A 19,633-nucleotide genomic window follows, 5' to 3' on the forward strand; every position below is an offset into this window, starting at 1 on the left:
ACAATAAATCTTAATCTATTTCAAAGGTACTATTTATTATGCTTACTCAATCATTTGTAGTACATTTACTATCTCAAACAAAAAAGGAAAGATGGAAATAAAAAAAGATTTAAAATTAGCTGTTTTAATTGATGCTGATAATGTCCCCTATGCGAATGTAAAAGAAATGTTTGAAGAAATTGCAAAATATGGAACACCCACATTTAAAAGAATTTATGCAGATTGGACTAAACCAACAGTTTCTGGTTGGAAAAATGTCTTATTAGAAAATGCCATAACACCTGTACAACAATATAGTTACTCAACAGGCAAGAATTCTAGCGATAGCGCTTTAATTATTGATGCTATGGATATTTTATACACCGGAAAAGTGGATGGATTTTGTATTGTTTCTAGTGATTCCGACTTCACCCGATTGGCCACTCGATTACGTGAAGCTGGAATGACAGTAATAGGTATTGGAGAAAAGAAAACTTTAAAACCTTTTATCACCGCTTGTGATAAATTCATTTACATTGAGATTCTGAAAAAAGATGACACTGAAAACCATGTGGAAACTTCTTCAAAGAAAACAGCCAAGAATACCCCTACCAAAAAGAAAACACCACTTAGCAAGATAGATCCAAAAATCATTAAACTTTTTTCTACAAGTATTGATGATTTAGAAGATGAAAATGGATGGGCATTTTTAGGAGACTTAGGCAATTTGATTTTAAAAAAGAAAACCGATTTCGATCCCAGAAATTATGGCTTTAGCAAACTATTACCCTTAATTAAAAGTATGCAAAAATTTGAGATTGACGTTAGAGAAACAAATAATCCTAATGTTAAACACGTTTACATCCGAAAAAAATAGCACAAGACGAACTACATTAACCTACTAAAAAACAATTAATTCGATATATTTTTTTAATATTGCAGAAATTTTAAAGATGAAAAAAATTAACCTACTTTTCGTTTTTTTAATTTCACTACAATTGTGGAGTCAGAAAAACATAGAACCTACAACTACAGAAATAAAAACAGCAAAAGAATTAAGGGAGAAATTTGATAAATCAGACATTGCTATTTTAAAAAGTACAGAAACTGTTGATTTTAAAATTTCTAAAGACAAAAAGAACGTCGAAGTAGATTATTCTGTTTCTGAAGTACTATTAAATATTAATCATAGAGCCGATATTCAAAAATATGAGTTTTATGATAGCCAATCTTCTATTCAAACTTTTTCATTAAAGTATAAAAACAATAAAGAAGCAAGCATCTATCCAAAGGATGAATTTTACAAAAGCAACGATTTATTTTATAATGACGCAAGAGTAAAATACTTTGATATCGATTTTCCAGTTCAAGGATATACCTATTTATACCATTTGGAGAAAAAAATTAATGACGTAAAATATTTTACTTCTATTTATTTCAATGACGAATATCCTGTAATTGAAAAAGAAATTATAATTACTATTCCTAAATGGCTTACTTTAGAAATAAAAGAATTTAATTTTAATGGATTCGATATTACCAAAACCGAAACAAAAAATGAGGAAGCTGTAGTTTATAAATATAAAATTAAAAATATTCCCCCATCCAAAAGAGAAAAATTAGCTCCTGGACCAAGCTATATTTATCCTCATCTTCTATTTATTGCTAAATCATTTTCAAACAAAAATGAAAAAAATATTTTGTTCAATGATACTGCAGATTTATATAAATGGTATAAATCGCTAATAGATGATATGCATGATGATCCAAAAGTATTTGAAGCTAAAGTAAAAGAATTGATTGCTGGAGCAAAAACGGATGATGAAAAAATAAAAAAAATCTATTATTGGGTACAAGATAATATTCGATACATTGCTTTTGAAGACGGCATCGCTGGATTTAAACCTGATGATTCTCAAAATGTTTTTAATAAACGCTATGGTGATTGTAAAGGAATGGCTAATCTTACTAAACAAATGCTTAAAGTAGCAGGTTTTGATGCAAGACTATGTTGGATTGGAACTAAACACATTGCATATAGCTATAGTATACCTTCTTTATCTGTAGATAATCACATGATTTGTTGTGTTATCAAAGATGGAAAAACTTACTTTTTAGATGGAACAGAGAAATTTAATTCATTTAAAGAATATGCAGAAAGAATTCAAGGAAAAGAAGTGTTAATTGAAAACGGTAATGATTTTATTATTGAAAAAATACCTACTCACGAGGCTAATGCCAACAAAGAAGTATATACCGTTCAATATAATCTTGACGGAGAAACTTTAAAAGGAAAAGTAAATAAAGAGTTTTATGGAGAAAGTAGAAGTTCTTTTCTTTACAATTATAATAGCATCAAAAATGACAAAAAAGAAGAAGCTTTAAAATGGTTTATAAATTCTGGAAATAAAAATTATAATGTAAGCAACATTATTACTTCTGATTTATCAAACAGAGATCAAAACGTAAAATTAAGCTACGATGTGGCATTAGAAAATCATGTTTCCTCTTTTGACAATGAAATTTATATTGATTTAGATTATGACAAAGAATATAATAATTTCGATTTATCTGAAAGAAAGCAAAGTGTCATATTAGATTATAAAAGTTACGATGACGTTACAGTAACTTTAGTAATTCCGCCTGGTTATACGGTAAAAAAAATACCTCAAAATCTAAATATAAAAACAACAGATTACGAAATCACCATTAATTTTGAAACCAAAAACAACAGCATTGTCTATCATAAAATTTTCAATTTCAAAAATGGAATCATTAAAAAAGAGGATTTAGAGATTGCTAAAAAAGATTTCGATTTAATCAAACAACTTTACGCTGAACAAATTATTTTAACTAAATAGTGACTCTATAAAATGAAACAAAAATACCTACACCTACTACTCCTTATTGGTACTTATTGTATGACTGCTCAAAATAAGGAAGAAATTAAAAATTTTTTTTGGAACTCAAATGATAATTATAGTAAAATAATTAACGTTCCTGAAAAATACAAAAACGAATCCGCTGTTATTATATACAAAAATGAAAATTATGATTTTCATAAATTTGGTAAAAGTGTAACCTATACTACTTCTACAAGAAAAAGAATTAAGCTGCAAGATCAAGCAGCAATCACTGAATTCTCTGAATTTTCTTTTCGCGATAAATTTTATGTTAAAAAAGGATTTTCGTGGAAAAAAGGAACACTTACATTAGGCATCAAAATAGTAAAACAGGATGGAAAAGAAATAGAAATTGATGTAGATAAAGAATCTGTTACTGAAGATGATTCTAAAAAAATTGCGATATCAAATCTAGAAGTAGGCGATATTATAGACTTTTATTTTCATTCAGTTGAACCTTTCAAGTCTATTGAAGCATTTGGTTTTGAACCAGTTGAAGCCACCCTTGGTGAAAACTATCCCATTTTAAACTTAAAAATGACCTTTGAAACAGAAAATGATTTCTTTGTAAATTTTAATTCTTATAATGGAGCTCCGGAATTAAAAAAAATTGAAACTAAAAAAAGTAGTGACAGAAAATACGAGCTTATAGCATCTGATGTTGCAAAAAATGATTTTCCTAGATGGTTCCTCCCTTTAGTAGAACTTCCATGCTATAAATTTCAAGTATTTTTTGCAAGATCGGGTAAGTTTGAACAAAGAGCTGATGCTTTTTTACCAAAAGACGAAAGTGAAATAAAAAAAATAGTTTCAAAAGAAGATATTTTAGATTTTTATACTAGTAAATTTTATCCAAATGGAAACCTTAACGATGTAAATGATTTTTTAAAAGATAAAAAATTTGCATCTGAAGAAGAAAAATTGAAAGAAATCTATTATTTTGCTCGTCATCAATTTTATACACGATATATTGAAGCCTATGTATTAGGGGAAACCAATATTGTTGCCTACCCTTATCATCTTTATAATTCATATCCTATTTTCTTTAATTCTGAAGAACAATTCATCAGATACTTTATGGAATATTTGAAAAAAAATGAAATTGATTATGATATTATTGTGGCAACTGGTAGAGAAAATGGTCCAATTAAAGACATATTAATACAGCAAAATGCAAGAGTATTATTAAAAATCAACACAACTAATCCTCTTTATTTTGGTAATTTCACTCCTTACTCATTACCAAATCAATTTGATACCAGTTTAGAAAATACAAATGCATACGCTTTAAAAGTAACAAAAAACAAAAAAGTTACAGATATTGAAGAAATAAAACTTCCTGGGTCTACCAATCAAAATAATATTTCCAAAGTAATGTTGCAAACTAGTTTTGACATAGCTTCAAACACCTTAAACATTTCCAAGACTACTTCTTTATTTGGCAACAATAAAAGCTTCGAACAATCTAATAAAATGAACTTTTATGATTATATAAATGAAGATTATGAAAGATATCAAACCACTCCACTTTTAGAGTTGGTTCGAAATAAAAAAATGAAAGAAAAGTACAAAAAGGAATATGATGCTTTATTGAGTAAATTGAAAGACAAACAAAGTGAAAGTCTTAAGAATGCAACCGAAAAAGAATATGACGTTAAAGTTGATAATTTTTCATTTACCATTCTAAACACTGGTAGATATAGTGATACCGAGCCTTTTGAGTATAAAGAAAATTTTTCAATTAAAGATAATTTTATAAAAAAAGCAGGACCTAACTATATAATTGAAATTGGAAAACTTATTGATTCTCAAGTAGAAATAAGTGAAAAAGAACACAAACGAGAAAACAATATATATACCGTTTTTCCTAGAACATTTAATTACAAAATTGAATTTACAATTCCAGAAGGATATACTGCAAATGGTATAGAAAAATTAAGTAAAACTATCGAAAATGAAACGGGTAGTTTTATAAGTACTGTAACTATCACAAATAATGTTTTAACTTTAGAAGCCACAAAAAAATACAATCACGATTATGAACCCGTTTCAAATTGGCAAAAAATGATTGCTTTTCTAGATGCGGCATACCAACTTACACAAGAAAAAATTCTTTTAAAAAAGCAATAACAATAAAAAACCTTTGAAATTAATTTCAAAGGTTTTTTTAATAAAACAATGAAGTTTGCTATTATTTCTTAATCACTTTCACACTTTGTATCTTACCATCAATTGTTACATTTATTAGGTAAGCACCAGACTTTAAGTGAGACATATCTACAGTCATTTCCTTATGCATACTTTCTTCTTTTTCAATTAAGACCTGACCCAATAAATTAATAACCTGTAATTTACTAGCCTCTGACGCTAATTCTAAGTTTAAAACTGAATTTACTGGATTTGGAAATACCTTGATCGCCTTGTTAGCTGAAAAATTATCTTGAGATAAATTAAGAGGTGCAAACTTAATACTTGCCGCAAAAACATTTAATATTCCTGTTCCAGAATCTTTTTGAAGATCTACAAATGTAAAAGTCTTATCTTGATTTGCTGGATCTATGTCTATTTCAAGTTGATAAATTCGAGGATTTCCAGTAGGATTTTCAATTACATCAGTATTTGTATTTACTCTTCCAATACCTGAAACAGCTATTGGTAAACTGGTTTGACTATACCAATCTGCTATTAAAGTAGCTGTAATAGTTTGAATTGAACTATCATCAAAATGAATTGTTCCTGACAAAGTACTTGAACCTCCACCTGAAGTAAGTAACAAATACAGTTTTTCTGCTGGATAAATCGTATCAAAAGTTAATGTTCCTCCATTCCCAGCTCCAGCTGTTTCTATACGTAATGAATTGTTTCCGTCATATGGTGCATTTGAAGGACTCATATTAAAAATCAAACCAGGAATACTAGCACTAGATATAAGCCCATTGATTGGCAATCCAAATGTTAAATCAGAATCCGACGCATTCACTTTAAAATCTTGAGACAAAAACACAAAATTACCCCCATCAATATTATTCGTTATTGAATTGGCAGAAGGTCCTACTCCATTTGCAATAACATCTGCATTTAGACCTGAAAATATTGCTAAGTTCATATAGTTACCAAAAACAAATGGTCCTGCCCAAGGACTATATCCTGAATTATTATCACAAACTGTACGCACATAAAATTCTGATACTGTACCTTCAGGATAAGTGGCATTATAAGTAGTGTTTGTAGTAACATTCCCAGAAAGAGGCTCTCCAGAACCATAATCTTGAACAGCAACTTCCCATTCCGTACCTACACCTCCATCCCAAGATAATACAGCAGATATTTCACTTATATCAGAAGCTGATAAATTTGTAGGCGCATCACATATTGGAGTTCCGGATGTCTTTAAATCATCAACAAATAAATAATATTGATCTGTAGAAATAGCTTGAATGGCAAAATATATGGTTTGACCCACATAAGCCGAAAGATCATAGGTATACTCTGTATAAGTGGTTGTAGGCCCCACATTGGAAGCTAACACATCTGTAAAATCGGATAATTGATTACCTGTTGTGGAGACCAACACATTAAATCGATCGATATAAGTAGTACTATAATTTCTAGACCAAAAACTAATCCTATCACTTACATTAGCAGTTACCGTGAAAGGTGGAGTAATTAATAAATCATTATGTGCTGTTCCACTGTAAGTTATCCTAGCAAATTTAGTTCCTGAATGTGGATAAGCAGGAAAATTACTCTGTACTGCCCAAGTATTTGCATCACCTCCATTAATTAAAGACCAACAATTTGGTAGACTTCCTGTTGTAGTACCTTCAAAATCTTCATCCAAACTAGTAACAACTGAACAAGCTGTTACAAAAGTATACATTGTCCACGCGCTATAACCATTGGTTCCACAATTAGCTCTTACATAAAAATCATAGGACATATTTGGTACTAAACCAGATATGTTTGCAATTGGATTCATCACTATACCATTTGGGAAATTGGGTGCTGAACTTCCTGTTGGCAAGACTGCATATTCCCATTCTGTTGCTGTTCCAGCATCCCAAGTGAATTCAGCTTCCGTAGTGGTAATTCCAGACACTTGAAGATTTGTTGGTTCTTCACAAGCTACCGCAGTTGTAAAAGTATAAGGACCAGTCCAAAAGCTATAACCACTTCCAGAGCAAACAGTTCTTACATAAACATCATAAGTTGTATCTGGATTCAAACTTGTAAATGTATATGAATTGGTTGTACTTGCATCTCCAGAAGCTGGAATTGGACTACTAGTATATACTATAGCAACTTCAAAAGTATCAGTCACATTCGCTCCTGTCCAAGAAATGTCAGCATCAAAAGCATTTATAGTCGTAGCTGTGATATTAGAAGGTCCAGGACATTCTGGCACTAATTTTCCACTAACTGCAAAAAGATTAAATACACCACCACTACTCTTTTCAACAGTAATTCCAGAAACAATTTTACTTTGATTGGCTACATCTATAGCTAAGTCTAATTGATAAATTCTTGGATTATTTGTTGGGTTTTCCAAACCATTATCTAATCTACTTCCACGGCCTATGCCTGAGATTATAGTTGGCAAAGCATTGGAATTAAACCAATCCGGTATATTTACACTTGTAAAAACTTGAGAAGAAGCATCTGTAAAATTAACGGTAACCGTTACATTAGAAGCGCCACTTCCAGAAGTTACCGCTAAATACAAGGTTTCAAAAGACTCTAATTCGGTAAACGTAATCGTTGATAAACCTGCGGCTCCATTATCTTGTATTCGAAGCGAATTATTTGAATCATAAGGAGCCAAATTGAAAAACAAATCGCTATTATTTACAGATAATACACCATTTGTTGGTAACCCATAAGCAGTGGGAGTCGATCCTGAAGTAATTTGAGTTCCTTGAGAAAGATAGCAAAAATTAACCCCATCCACATCATTTGTGGTTGATGTATTTAAACTTCCAACACCGTTTGCAATAACATCATCGGTAAAACCGCTTACGGTTAAAGCCATATAACTGGCTGGATCAAAAATTGCATTTTGGACAACTTTTTTTCTTTTTTCTTTTTTTGGTTCAGCTCTTGAGAAGGCTAAAAAAGGAAAAGATAAGCTTAGTAGCAGTAGGGTTTTACACGAAACACCCCAAAAACTAGAATAATTTTTTTTCATCATATTTGTAGTTACTCATTTGTCTAGTAAATATATGAAAAAATAACAAAAACAAAGTTTAAATATATTTATTCACAAAAAACTCATTAAAAGATAAATATAAAACAACAATTATGTTAAAATAATAAAAAAAATAAAAACAAAAAATCACTTACAAATTATATAGAATAAGTTTTGTTTTAATAAAAGCTATACAATAAATTAGCGCTAGCAATTTTATAAATCAATTCACTTGAATGACTTTATTAAATATTTTGACCAACCCTATCTTTATTACTATAAAGGCAAAAAGTTATTTCAAATTAGTGTATTAATTTTCGCATTAGGTTTTTTCTTTAATTATGTAATTGAACCTTTTGAAATTAATTATGAGGAATTAAAATTAAAAGTTTGGATAATTGCGTTCATTCACACTATAGTTCCTTTTTTCATTCTATATTTATTAGCCCTAATAACCAATCAATATCCAAAAACAACTGAAAATTGGACTGTAAAAAAAGAACTCTTTTTTATTTTTATACTTTTATTCCTAACAGGTATTGCCAATTATTTACTACGAGACCTCTTATACAACAACCCTTATAATCGTTCTATTAACTATTTAGTTGAAGAAGTATTTAATACTCTTGTTAGCGGATTTTTACTAGCATTTAGTGTGATTTCTGCGAATTTAAATATTCATTTCATCAAAAATAGTGAGCTTGCCTCTGAATTGAATTTAAAGCTAAAAGAACAATCAAAAAACACTCTAGATTATGAAATTGAAATTGAAACCGAGCTTAAATCTGAAACTTTCAAACTAGCAGTCGCATCTTTTATTTTTGCTAAAGCAGAAGGCAATTACATTGAGATATGGACAAAAGATGGATGCAATTCAAAATCTTCTATAAAAAGAATGAAGCTGAAAGAATTTGAAAAAGAATTATCCAATTTTCCTGAAATCTGTAAAATACATCGTTCCTATTTACTCAATATAACTTACATTGAAAATGTAAAAGGGAATGCACAAGGTTACAAAATAAAATTAAAAAATTGTGACGAACAAGTTCCTGTTTCTAGAAATTATTTAACCTTATTTAATGATAAAATGAACCAATAGGATTTTCAATTTATACCAAAAAAAACATTTCATACCTTCTTCTTGCATTCCATCACAAAAACGTGACATTGATACCAATTCTTTTGAACCCTTGTTTTTAAAGCTAAAATTTGCAAAAAAAACAAAAAAATGGAAAGACGTTACGATTTAGATTGGTTACGAGTTTTAGCTTTTTCGCTACTGATTTTTTATCATATAGGAATGTTTTTTGTTCCTTGGGATTGGCATATAAAAAATAATATTATTTATGATTGGATTATGTATCCCATGCTATTTTTAAATCGTTGGAGGATGCCTTTATTATTTATCATATCTGGAATGGGAGCTGCCTTATCTTTAAAAAAAAGAACCAATATACAATTTATAAAAGAACGTATTATTCGTATATTTATACCTTTAGTCTTTGGAATATTAATCATTGTACCACCACAAGTATATATAGAGCGTATATCCAATTTCGATTTTTCAGGTTCCTATTTTGAATTTTGGCCATCTGAAGCCTTCAAAGGAACTTACCCAACAGGAAATTTGAGCTGGCATCATCTATGGTTTTTACCATACATCCTTTGTTATTCATTGCTTTTACTACCTTTATTTCAATATTTTAAAAAAAAACCAAATGGTAGTTTACTACGTTGGACTTCTAAAAGAATACAATCAAAATATGGTGTTTTTCTACTATTAATACCTTTATTCTTGATGGAGTGTTTTTTAGATCCTTTCTTTCCTATTACTCATGGTCTATTTGATGATTGGTTCAATTTCTTTTACAATCTTGTCCTCTTCCTTTATGGTTTTATATTTATTTTACAGCAAGAACTTTTTTTTAATACAGTAAGATTATATTATAAAACCTATTTCAAAATTGGTTTGTTTACTTTTCCTTTATTTCTATTTATTATTAGTTATCCTGATGGCTGGCAACGTCATTTTATTGAAGCAGCAATTAATCAAATCAATATGTGGACTTGGTTATTATTCTTTTTTGGAATGGCAGCACAATTTTTAAATAAAAAAAGTAAATTGATAACCTATTGCAATACTGCGGTTTACCCATTTTATATTTTACACCAAACCATTATTATTATTGTTGTGTATTATTGTAAAGATAAAGATTGGTCATTTATAATTAAGTTTTTATTTATTACACTATCTACTTTTTTAATATGCTTCTTTTTGTATCATTTTATTATTAGAAAAATTAAACTACTAAAAATAATGATGGGTGTAAAATAAAATAATAAAATTCTTACAAAAAAATTATGTGAAAATTTTTTTTAAGAAAAAAACAGTGCCTTTTTTTTACCCAAAAAACCTCAAAAAAACAGATTTCTTAACACAAAAAAACGCTTCAATTTGAGCATGTTTTTTTATAGAATCTGCGTTTTTTTAAATGTAGTAAATTTGGAACAAAATTACATTATATTCAATTTTAACAACTAATTATTAAACATAATGCAATTTTGCTTTTTAAGCACAAAGATTAAAATAATTTAAAAAACACTGTAAACCAAAGACTTAAGCGCTATAAAAAACCATATCAGCCTTAGGAATAAAATTGATGTTTTTATAAATTTTGATTACATTTTTTTAACATTTATTTAACCTTTTAGATGTTGCACGTAATAAAAATACATCTAATTTTGCCGAAAATTTTAGAACATATTTTATGCGAAATTTATCCCTAATTCTAGCTTCATTTATTACATTAGTTTCTTGCACAGTTGAACCACTTTCTACTAATGAAAATGTTTCACAAAATAATACAACTACAAATTCAGAAAACTTTCAGTATTTGACTTCTGAAATTATTCCTAATTTCATGACAGCAAACATTAACGGTGTTCAGTTTAACAATCTTAAACCAATGGATTATGTTGATGCAAGCACCAATCAAATTAAAATCGAAACCTATACTACAGAAGGTATAAACTTTAAATACCTCTTTATTCAAGGTTCTAATACAACTATGAATGCAGTAGCTAGTAACGAATCAGTTATCATCAATTTAAGAATTCCGCAAAGTCAATGGAATGCTGGTACTTATGATTTAGTTAGCGAAAACGCAACCATCATGAACGGAAGCAACAGTAGCATCGGTTTTTATGATTTAGGAAGAGGAAATAAAACAGTATCAGTTGAACAAGGAAGCATCAGAGTAACTGATTTTGATATTGCAGCAAAAAGAATTAAAGGAAATTTCAATATTACATATTATTTAACAACAAATAATGACGTCATAGAAGGTCCATTTACAATTACCAATGGTACTTTTAATTATGAATTAGATGATCCATATTTCCAATAATACATTTGAGTTAGTTAAAAATTAAAAGCCTTAAGTTTTCTTGAGGCTTTTTTTATGTGCGTAAAAATTTTAAGAATTTTCATCGAAAAATGATACAGAAATTTTGCAATTGCAATCTTTTGTAATAAATTTACTAAATAGCTCGAACTAGTTTTCACTATAATATAAAACCAATACCGCTATAAATAAGCTCAATTCACCTATCTACACATAATACTAACATAATTGCCCATGGAGAAAATAGCAGACTATAAGTATGCTCTCGATGAATCATCAATTATTGCTATTACCGACCAAAAAGGAATTATTAACTATGTGAACGACAATTTCTGTAATATTTCCAAATATACAGCGGAAGAACTTATCGGTCAGGATCATCGCATTATCAATTCTGGTTTTCACTCAAAGACTTTTATCAAAGATTTATGGAAAACCATTGCACATGGTAAGGTTTGGAAAGGAGAACTTAAAAACAAAGCCAAAGATGGTTCCACCTATTGGGTGGACACCACCATTGTTCCTTTTTTAGACGAAAATAACAAACCCTACCAATATGTTGCTATTCGTTCCGATATTACCGATAGAAAAGAAGGAGAAGAAGAATTAAAAAAAATACTCAAAGAAATTTCAGATTACAAATATGCCTTAGACGAATCGGCTATTGTTGCGATTACCGATCAAAAAGGAATTATTACACACGTAAACGATAACTTCTGCAAAATTTCTAAATATTCTACAGAAGAACTCATTGGCCAAGACCATCGAATTATTAATTCGGGCTATCATTCGCAAGAATTCATTAAAGAACTTTGGAAAACCATAGCTCATGGTAAGGTTTGGAAAGGGGAACTTAAAAACAAAGCCAAAGATGGTTCTACCTATTGGGTGGACACGACCATTGTTCCTTTTTTAAATCAAGATGGAAAACCCTACCAATATGTGGCTATTCGCTCCGATATTACCGAACGAAAAGAAGGCGAGGAAGAATTAAAAAAAATACTCAAAGAAATTTCAGATTACAAATATGCCTTAGACGAATCGGCTATTGTTGCGATTACCGATCAAAAAGGAATTATTACACACGTAAACGATAACTTCTGCAAAATTTCTAAATATTCTACAGAAGAACTCATTGGCCAAGACCATCGAATTATTAATTCGGGCTATCATTCGCAAGAATTCATTAAAGAACTTTGGAAAACCATAGCTCATGGTAAGGTTTGGAAAGGGGAACTTAAAAACAAAGCCAAAGATGGTTCTACCTATTGGGTGGACACGACCATTGTTCCTTTTTTAAATCAAGATGGAAAACCCTACCAATATGTGGCTATTCGCTCTGATATTACCGAACGAAAAGAAGGCGAAGAACAAATTAGAGCCAATAATATTAAAGCGATTGAACATGCTCAAATTTTAGAACTTAAAAACACGCAACTTGTCGACTTCTGTAATATTGTATCGCACAATCTTAGAGCACCTTTAATCAATATTGCCATGTTAGTTGATTTTGTAGAACAAAGTGAAGATGAAGAAGAAAAAAGTGAAGCATTAGCAAAAATAAAGCCTGTTGTGAATCATTTAATGGATGTTTTTAATGAATTAGTGGAATCCATTCAGGTGAAACAAGATACTGAGGTAGATGTGGATACTATAATTCTAGAAGATTGTTTGGTGAAAATATTACGAGGCTTTGAAACTCAAATTGAAGAATATGAAGCCAAAATTCATATTGATTTATCGGAAGCCAATTCCATTTATTTCCCTCCAAAATATATTGATAGCATTTTATCCAATTTGATTAGTAATGCCTTAAAATACAAATCGCCACACAGAAATCCTGTCATACATATCAAAACCCAAAAAACCGAACAAGACTCCGTAATATTATCAGTTGCCGATAATGGTTTAGGAATTGATTTGGTCATGCATAAAGATCAAATTTTTAAAATTCGAAAAACCTTTCACAAACATCCCGACGCGAAAGGGTTTGGTTTATTTATGACAAAAACACAAGTAGAAGCCATGAATGGTAAAATTTGGGCAGAAAGCGAACCTGAAAAAGGGACTACATTTTTTATAGAATTTAAAAAACTACAATCATGAAGCATATTAAAAACCTGACACTAGTAGATGACGATGATGTATTTGTTTTCTTAACGAAAAAAACCATTGAACAAACTCATTTGGTTGACTTAATTCGTGTGTTTAATAATGGTATGGATGCCTTAAACTTCTTAAAAGAAAACAAAGACAATAGTGCCGAATTACCTGAAATTATTTTTTTAGATTTAAGTATGCCCATCATGAATGGTTGGCAATTTTTAGAAGAATACACCAAGCTAAATCCTTACATTGGTAAAAAAATATCGATTTATATTTGCTCTTCTTCTATTTCTCAAGATGATATTACACGCGCCAAAGCGATTAATGAAGTAACCGATTATATCATTAAACCCATTGCAAAAACCAAATTAATTGATGTTATAAAGAATTTATAAAAACAACACTTCCAAACCATTTTTAACAAGCATAAGGTTTCCTGAAATTCAGTGAAGCCTTGTGTGTTTTGTACACTATACAAATGACAAATAAAATATATAAAGAATCTATTTTTAAATACCATAGATTTATTTCATTATAATTGCATTAAAATAACAAAACACAAAATGAAAAAAACATTTTTTATAATAACGTTTATACTAACATATAGTAGTTATTCTCAAGTAACTTTATTTAATGAGAAAACAAATACTAGTGTAAATGATTTAATTAAACAAAATAACCAACCTTCAGATTTTGGAGAAACTCCATTAGTTGTACTTGATGGAAAACCAATTGAAAAAGACAAATCAAAAATACTCAAAAGTTTAAAATCAGAAATTATAGCCAATATAAATACTTTTAACAAAACATCAGAAACTGGAAAGGCTATTTGGGGAGAACAAGCTGAAGATGGTGTATTGTTAATTTCTACCACTCTTACTAAAAACACAGTATCGCCTAATTCAAAAGACAGTAAAATCTTATTTATTCTAGATAATAAAATTATCAGCAAAGAACAAGCCTATGCTCTAAATCCTGCTGAAGATGTTCAAGATATAAAAATTTATAATATGGGTTCCAAATTTTTACTTTTTAATAACGAAGAATATGATGCCATTATGGTTTTAACTTCCAAAACAAAATAGACAATTTCAAAATTCAAATAAATAAAAATCCCAACGTTTCCGTTGGGATTTTTTTTCTTATTTACTTAAGTACATTTTTCTTCTCGAATACAACTCATAGAACTGATCGTCTTTTAAGTCATCGATAAACAAGATGCTTTCTCCCGTAGATTTCATTTCGGGTCCTAACGCTTTGTTCACATTTTTAAACTTACTAAATGAGAAAACTGGTTGCTTAATCGCATAACCTTTCAATTGCGGATTGAAAGTAAAATCGGTTACTTTATTTTGCCCAAGCATCACTTTAGTCGCATAATTGACATAAGGTTCTTGATACGCTTTCGCTATAAATGGTACCGTACGAGAAGCTCTCGGATTGGCTTCAATGATATATACCGTATCGTCTTTGATTGCAAACTGAATGTTAATTAAACCAACCGTTTTCAATGCAATCGCAATTTTCTTCGTATGGTCTTTTATTTGTTGCATCACAAATTCCCCTAAGTTAAAAGGTGGTAAGGTGGCATTACTATCTCCTGAATGCACGCCACAAGGCTCAATGTGCTCCATAATTCCTATAATGTACACATTTTCCCCGTCACAAATGGCATCTGCTTCAGCTTCGATAGCACCATCCAAATAATGATCTAATAATAATTTATTCCCTGGAATCGATTTCAATAAATCAATAACATGTTCTTCTAATTCTTGTTTATTAATTACAATTTTCATTCCTTGACCTCCTAATACATAAGAAGGACGTACGAGCAATGGAAAATCTAATGAATCCGCTAATTGAGACGCTTCTTCTGCACTTTCAGCGATACCAAATTTTGGGAAAGGAATTTGTAATTCGGTCAATAAATTAGAAAAACGACCTCTATCTTCTGCTAAATCTAAAGCTTCAAATGAAGTTCCAATGATTTTTACACCGTGTTTTGATAATTTTTCTGCTAATTTTAAAGCGGTTTGGCCTCCTAATTGTACAATAACACCTTCTGGTTTCTCATGCTGAATGATATCATAAATATGTTCCCAAAACACAGGTTCAAAGTACAATTTATCTGCTGTATCAAAATCAGTGGATACCGTTTCTGGATTACAGTTAATCATAATGGTTTCATAACCACATTCTTTAGCAGCTAAAACACCGTGAACACAAGAATAATCAAACTCGATTCCTTGTCCAATACGATTAGGTCCCGAACCTAAAACAATAACTTTTTTCTTATCTGTTACGATACTTTCGTTATGCACATAACGCGTTCCATCTGCTTTTTCAATTTCAGCTTCAAAAGTAGAGTAATAATAAGGGGTTAACGCCTTAAACTCAGCCGCACAAGTATCTACTAATTTATAAACACGATTTATCTTTTGATCCTGACGTAATTTATAGACTTGACTCTCCAAACAACCCATCATGTGCGCAATTTGACGGTCACCATATCCTTTTTGTTTTGCCTCTAACAACAATTCTCTTGGAAGTGTATCTACTTTATAGTTGGCAATTTCTTTTTCCAAGTGGAATAGTTCTTCATATTGTTTCAAGAACCACATATCAATCTTTGTAATTTCATGAATTCTGCTTAACGGAATTCCCATGGCAATGGCATCATAAATCACAAACACACGATCCCAACTCGCATACGTTAGCTTCTCTATGATTTGTTCGTAATTTTTATAGCCTTTACCATCAGCTCCTAACCCATTTCTTTTAATTTCCAAAGATTGTGTCGCTTTATGTAAGGCTTCTTGAAACGAACGGCCAATTCCCATTACTTCTCCTACCGACTTCATTTGTAAACCTAACGTTCGATCTGAACCTTCAAATTTATCGAAATTCCAACGAGGTATTTTTACAATTACATAATCCAGTGTAGGTTCAAATAAAGCTGAAGTTGATTTTGTAATTTGGTTATGCAATTCGTCAAGGTTGTATCCCAAAGCTAATTTTGTTGCAATTTTAGCAATTGGATACCCTGTCGCTTTAGAAGCTAAAGCCGAAGAACGGGAGACACGCGGATTAATTTCAATTGCTACAATGTCTTCTTTTTCATCAGGAGAAACTGCAAACTGAACATTACAACCACCTGCAAAATTTCCGATAGCACGCATCATTAAAATGGCCATATCACGCATTTTTTGATACGTTCTGTCTGATAAAGTCATTGCTGGTGCAACGGTGATACTATCTCCTGTATGAATTCCCATTGGATCCATATTTTCGATAGTACATATAATAACTACATTATCGTTTTTATCACGTAGTAATTCTAATTCATATTCTTTCCATCCAAGAAGTGCTTTATCAATTAACACTTCGTGAATAGGAGACATTTCCAAACCATAGGTTAGTTTTTCGTCAAATTCTTCTTTCGTATGCACAAAAGCTGCTCCTGTTCCACCCAATGTAAAAGAAGGACGAATCACTAATGGAAAACCAAATTCTTGTGCAATCTCTTTTCCTTTTAAAAAGGAATTGGCAATTTTAGCAGGTGCAGCACCTACTCCTAATTCTTGCAATAATTGTTTGAATTGTTCCCTGTCTTCTGTAATATTAATGGCATTAACGTCGACACCTATCATCTTAACATTAAAATCTTTCCAAATTCCTTTTTCATCTGCTTCAATACATAAATTTAACGCAGTTTGACCACCCATGGTTGGTAAAACGGCATCAATTTGCGGATGTGCTTTAAGAATTTCAATAATAGATTTTGTAGTTAAAGGTTTTAAATAAACATGATCCGCCATAGTAGGATCTGTCATGATTGTTGCTGGATTAGAGTTAATCAAAATAACCTCTAAACCTTCTTCTTTTAAGGAGCGAGCCGATTGCGAACCTGCATAATCGAACTCACACGCTTGACCAATTACGATAGGACCTGAACCTATAATTAAAACCGATTTAATAGAATTGTCTTTTGGCATTGTGTAGTTATTGTTGTGTAGTTATATTATTTATTGTTGTTTTCGTTTTAAAAAAATCTTGCTGTAAGGGAATCATTTGAATGCTATCAAAATTAAAAAGATTATCTCATATATTTTTATTTTTTCTATGATTACCTTAATAATCAGATTATAATAACCTTATTTATCAAAACGTTGTTACTTTTCTCACGAAAAGATTAAAAAAAAGGTGTTACTAAAAAATAGTAACACCTGATATTGTTGCTTGGTAAAAGAACATTATTTTTTATGTCTAGGTTCGCTAGAAACAGTCAATTTGTGTCTTCCTTTAGCTCTTCTACGAGCAAGCACTTTTCTTCCGTTTGCAGAAGCCATTCTATCCATGAAACCGTGCTTGTTTCTTCTTTTTCTTTTTGATGGTTGAAATGTTCTCTTACTCATTGCTTGTATTTTTAAAATCTATAAATAAAATCGAATTTTTAACTCTTGGTTCTCTTTTTGTAAAACCGAGTGCAAATATACAAAGTCTTTTTTCAATAGCAAGTACTTTTTTAAAAATATTTTTAATTGATTTTATTACCTTTGCAACACTTAAAAAAATAATTATGTTCAACAAAAATATTAAATTAGTTTTAGCAGGTTTAATCATTGCGTTTGCAGTCTATCAATTTACAGAAGGCAATATTGGAAACGGAATCTTCTTATTATTGTTATCTACAATTTTTATCTTTTTATATTTTAAAAATGAGATGATTTTATTGGCTTTCTTAAAATTGAGAAAGCAAGATATGGATGGTGCGAAAAAATGGTTAGATAAAATTAAGAATCCAGAAAGCGCTTTAGTACGAAAACAACAAGGATATTATAACTACCTTAATGGAATAATGGTTTCACAAACTAATTTAACTCAAGCAGAGAAATTTTTCAAAAAAGCGGTAGAATTAGGTTTGTCTATGGATCAAGATTTAGCGTTAGCAAAATTACAATTAGCAGGTATTGCCATGACTAAAAGACGTAAAATGGAAGCTAACAACTTATTAACAGAAGCCAAAAAGCTAGACAAACATGGCATGTTAAAAGACCAAATTAAAATGATGAAAGAGCAAATGAAGAAAATCTAACAATTTCTTCTTTCGATAAAATTAAAAAAGCACTCTAAACGAGTGCTTTTTTATTATTAGTTTTCTAATTTACTATATCCTTCCGTAGGAATTGCTATTGTATATTTTTTTCGCGCTTTATTAGGCAAGGATTTATCTCTCAACCAAGGATTGTGAATTTTTAAAATCTTGTAGTTTATTCCTTGAGCCAAAGCAAAATCGGCCAAATCAGTTACTGTTGAGTCAATTTCAATTTTTTTAACGGGTATTTCAGAATACAAAGCATGCGTTGGAATTTCAAAACCATACTTTTGTGGGTTTTTCATAATTTCTTTTAAGGCTAGAATACGATACACATAACGTGCTGTTTCTTCCGTTAGTAAAACATCATAATAACTCGTTACTTTTTGAGATTCCAACTGTTTTTGAACACCAGCCATACCTCCATTGTAAGAAGCGGCAGCTAAAGTCCAATTTCTACCAAATTTCAAATATGCTTCTTTCAAATAATCACAAGCAGCTTGCGTAGATTTTTCCAAATCATAACGTTCATCAACAAAATCATTTACTTCCATTCCTTTTTCTTTCGCTGTCGTAGGCATAAATTGCCAAACCCCTCTTGCACCAGCTGGAGAAACAGCATTTACTAAACTGCTTTCTATAACTGCTAAGTATTTGAAATCGTCTGGAATACCATTTTTAGCTAAGATAGGTTCTATAATTGGAAAAACCTTATTGGCTCTTTTAATGACTAAAGTCGTATTGGTATGATAATTAATATTGGTTACCATTTCTCGATCTAATCGCTCTTGAACATCCACCATGTAAGTTGGTACAACTTCTTGAGCAAAATTCATTTGTGTAGGATAATCTACATGAGCAATTTGTACGACATTGCTTTTTGTCGCATAAATAAATAATCCGCTAACTGTGATTACAGCACAAATTAAAACAATTCTTTTTACAACATCCTTCTTCATAA

The 19,633-nt window shown here is 30.3% G+C and carries 14 protein-coding genes; 10 read left to right on the top strand and 4 right to left on the bottom strand.

All coding sequences use genetic code 11. The annotated features are described in order from the left end of the window. Positions 1 to 91 precede the first annotated feature (91 nt). From FHG05_RS13825 to FHG05_RS13835, 3 genes are all read left to right on the top strand, one after another. Positions 92 to 856 carry an NYN domain-containing protein gene (locus FHG05_RS13825; RefSeq protein WP_140998692.1) on the top strand — a complete coding sequence of 255 codons (765 nt, stop codon included), beginning with the start codon at positions 92 to 94 and terminating at the stop codon, positions 854 to 856. A 76-nt stretch (positions 857 to 932) separates the two neighbouring features. After that, complete coding sequence (locus FHG05_RS13830; RefSeq protein ID WP_140998693.1) at positions 933 to 2,840, top strand: transglutaminase-like domain-containing protein; 1,908 nt, start codon at positions 933 to 935, stop codon at positions 2,838 to 2,840. Between the two features lie 12 nt (positions 2,841 to 2,852). Beyond that, positions 2,853 to 5,012 (top strand): hypothetical protein, encoded by a 2,160-nt coding sequence (locus tag FHG05_RS13835; protein WP_140998694.1) that lies wholly within the window; start codon positions 2,853 to 2,855, stop codon positions 5,010 to 5,012. 61 nt (positions 5,013 to 5,073) lie between these two features. Here the strand turns inward: FHG05_RS13835 and FHG05_RS13840 are convergent, their stop codons facing one another. Then, positions 5,074 to 8,070, bottom strand: a complete 2,997-nt coding sequence (locus FHG05_RS13840; protein WP_140998695.1) for a T9SS-dependent choice-of-anchor J family protein — start codon at positions 8,068 to 8,070, stop codon at positions 5,074 to 5,076. A 229-nt stretch (positions 8,071 to 8,299) separates the two neighbouring features. Here FHG05_RS13840 and FHG05_RS13845 point away from each other — a divergent pair, with 229 nt between their 5' ends. The 6 genes from FHG05_RS13845 to FHG05_RS13870 all read left to right on the top strand — a co-directional run bounded on the left by FHG05_RS13845 (position 8,300) and on the right by FHG05_RS13870 (position 14,662). After that, positions 8,300 to 9,166, top strand: a complete 867-nt coding sequence (locus tag FHG05_RS13845) for a LytR/AlgR family response regulator transcription factor (RefSeq protein ID WP_157504270.1) — start codon at positions 8,300 to 8,302, stop codon at positions 9,164 to 9,166. Positions 9,167 to 9,295: 129 nt separating this feature from the next. Next, the gene (locus FHG05_RS13850) at positions 9,296 to 10,402 is read left to right on the top strand and encodes an acyltransferase family protein (protein WP_140998697.1); all 1,107 of its coding nucleotides are present in this window, start codon (positions 9,296 to 9,298) and stop codon (positions 10,400 to 10,402) included. Positions 10,403 to 10,835: 433 nt separating this feature from the next. Beyond that, positions 10,836 to 11,474 (top strand): hypothetical protein, encoded by a 639-nt coding sequence (locus tag FHG05_RS13855; RefSeq protein WP_140998698.1) that lies wholly within the window; start codon positions 10,836 to 10,838, stop codon positions 11,472 to 11,474. A gap of 231 nt (positions 11,475 to 11,705) precedes the next feature. Then, positions 11,706 to 13,577: a PAS domain-containing sensor histidine kinase gene (locus FHG05_RS13860; RefSeq protein WP_140998699.1), complete on the top strand. Its 1,872-nt coding sequence runs from the start codon at positions 11,706 to 11,708 to the stop codon at positions 13,575 to 13,577. Next, positions 13,574 to 13,972 carry a response regulator gene (locus FHG05_RS13865; protein ID WP_140998700.1) on the top strand — a complete coding sequence of 133 codons (399 nt, stop codon included), beginning with the start codon at positions 13,574 to 13,576 and terminating at the stop codon, positions 13,970 to 13,972. The genes FHG05_RS13860 and FHG05_RS13865 overlap by 4 nt, the downstream gene beginning before the upstream one ends. Positions 13,973 to 14,140: 168 nt before the next feature. Then, entirely contained in the window at positions 14,141 to 14,662 is a 522-nt protein-coding gene (locus FHG05_RS13870) for a hypothetical protein (RefSeq protein ID WP_140998701.1), read from the top strand. A 57-nt stretch (positions 14,663 to 14,719) separates the two neighbouring features. Here the strand turns inward: FHG05_RS13870 and carB are convergent, their stop codons facing one another. Further along, positions 14,720 to 17,572, bottom strand: a complete 2,853-nt coding sequence (carB, locus tag FHG05_RS13875) for a carbamoyl-phosphate synthase large subunit (RefSeq protein WP_140998702.1) — start codon at positions 17,570 to 17,572, stop codon at positions 14,720 to 14,722. A 258-nt stretch (positions 17,573 to 17,830) separates the two neighbouring features. Then, positions 17,831 to 17,992 (bottom strand): 50S ribosomal protein L34, encoded by a 162-nt coding sequence (gene rpmH / locus FHG05_RS13880; RefSeq protein ID WP_008464848.1) that lies wholly within the window; start codon positions 17,990 to 17,992, stop codon positions 17,831 to 17,833. A 164-nt stretch (positions 17,993 to 18,156) separates the two neighbouring features. Here rpmH and FHG05_RS13885 point away from each other — a divergent pair, with 164 nt between their 5' ends. Beyond that, on the top strand, positions 18,157 to 18,672 hold the full coding sequence (locus FHG05_RS13885; protein ID WP_140998703.1) for a DUF2892 domain-containing protein: 516 nt from the start codon (positions 18,157 to 18,159) through the stop codon (positions 18,670 to 18,672). Between the two features lie 56 nt (positions 18,673 to 18,728). Here the strand turns inward: FHG05_RS13885 and FHG05_RS13890 are convergent, their stop codons facing one another. After that, the gene (locus FHG05_RS13890; RefSeq protein ID WP_140998704.1) at positions 18,729 to 19,631 is read right to left on the bottom strand and encodes a lytic transglycosylase domain-containing protein; all 903 of its coding nucleotides are present in this window, start codon (positions 19,629 to 19,631) and stop codon (positions 18,729 to 18,731) included. Positions 19,632 to 19,633: the final 2 nt, after the last annotated feature.

The sequence above is a fragment of the Flavobacterium profundi genome (assembly GCF_006491645.1).
Taxonomy (GTDB): Bacteria; Bacteroidota; Bacteroidia; order Flavobacteriales; family Flavobacteriaceae; genus Flavobacterium; species Flavobacterium profundi.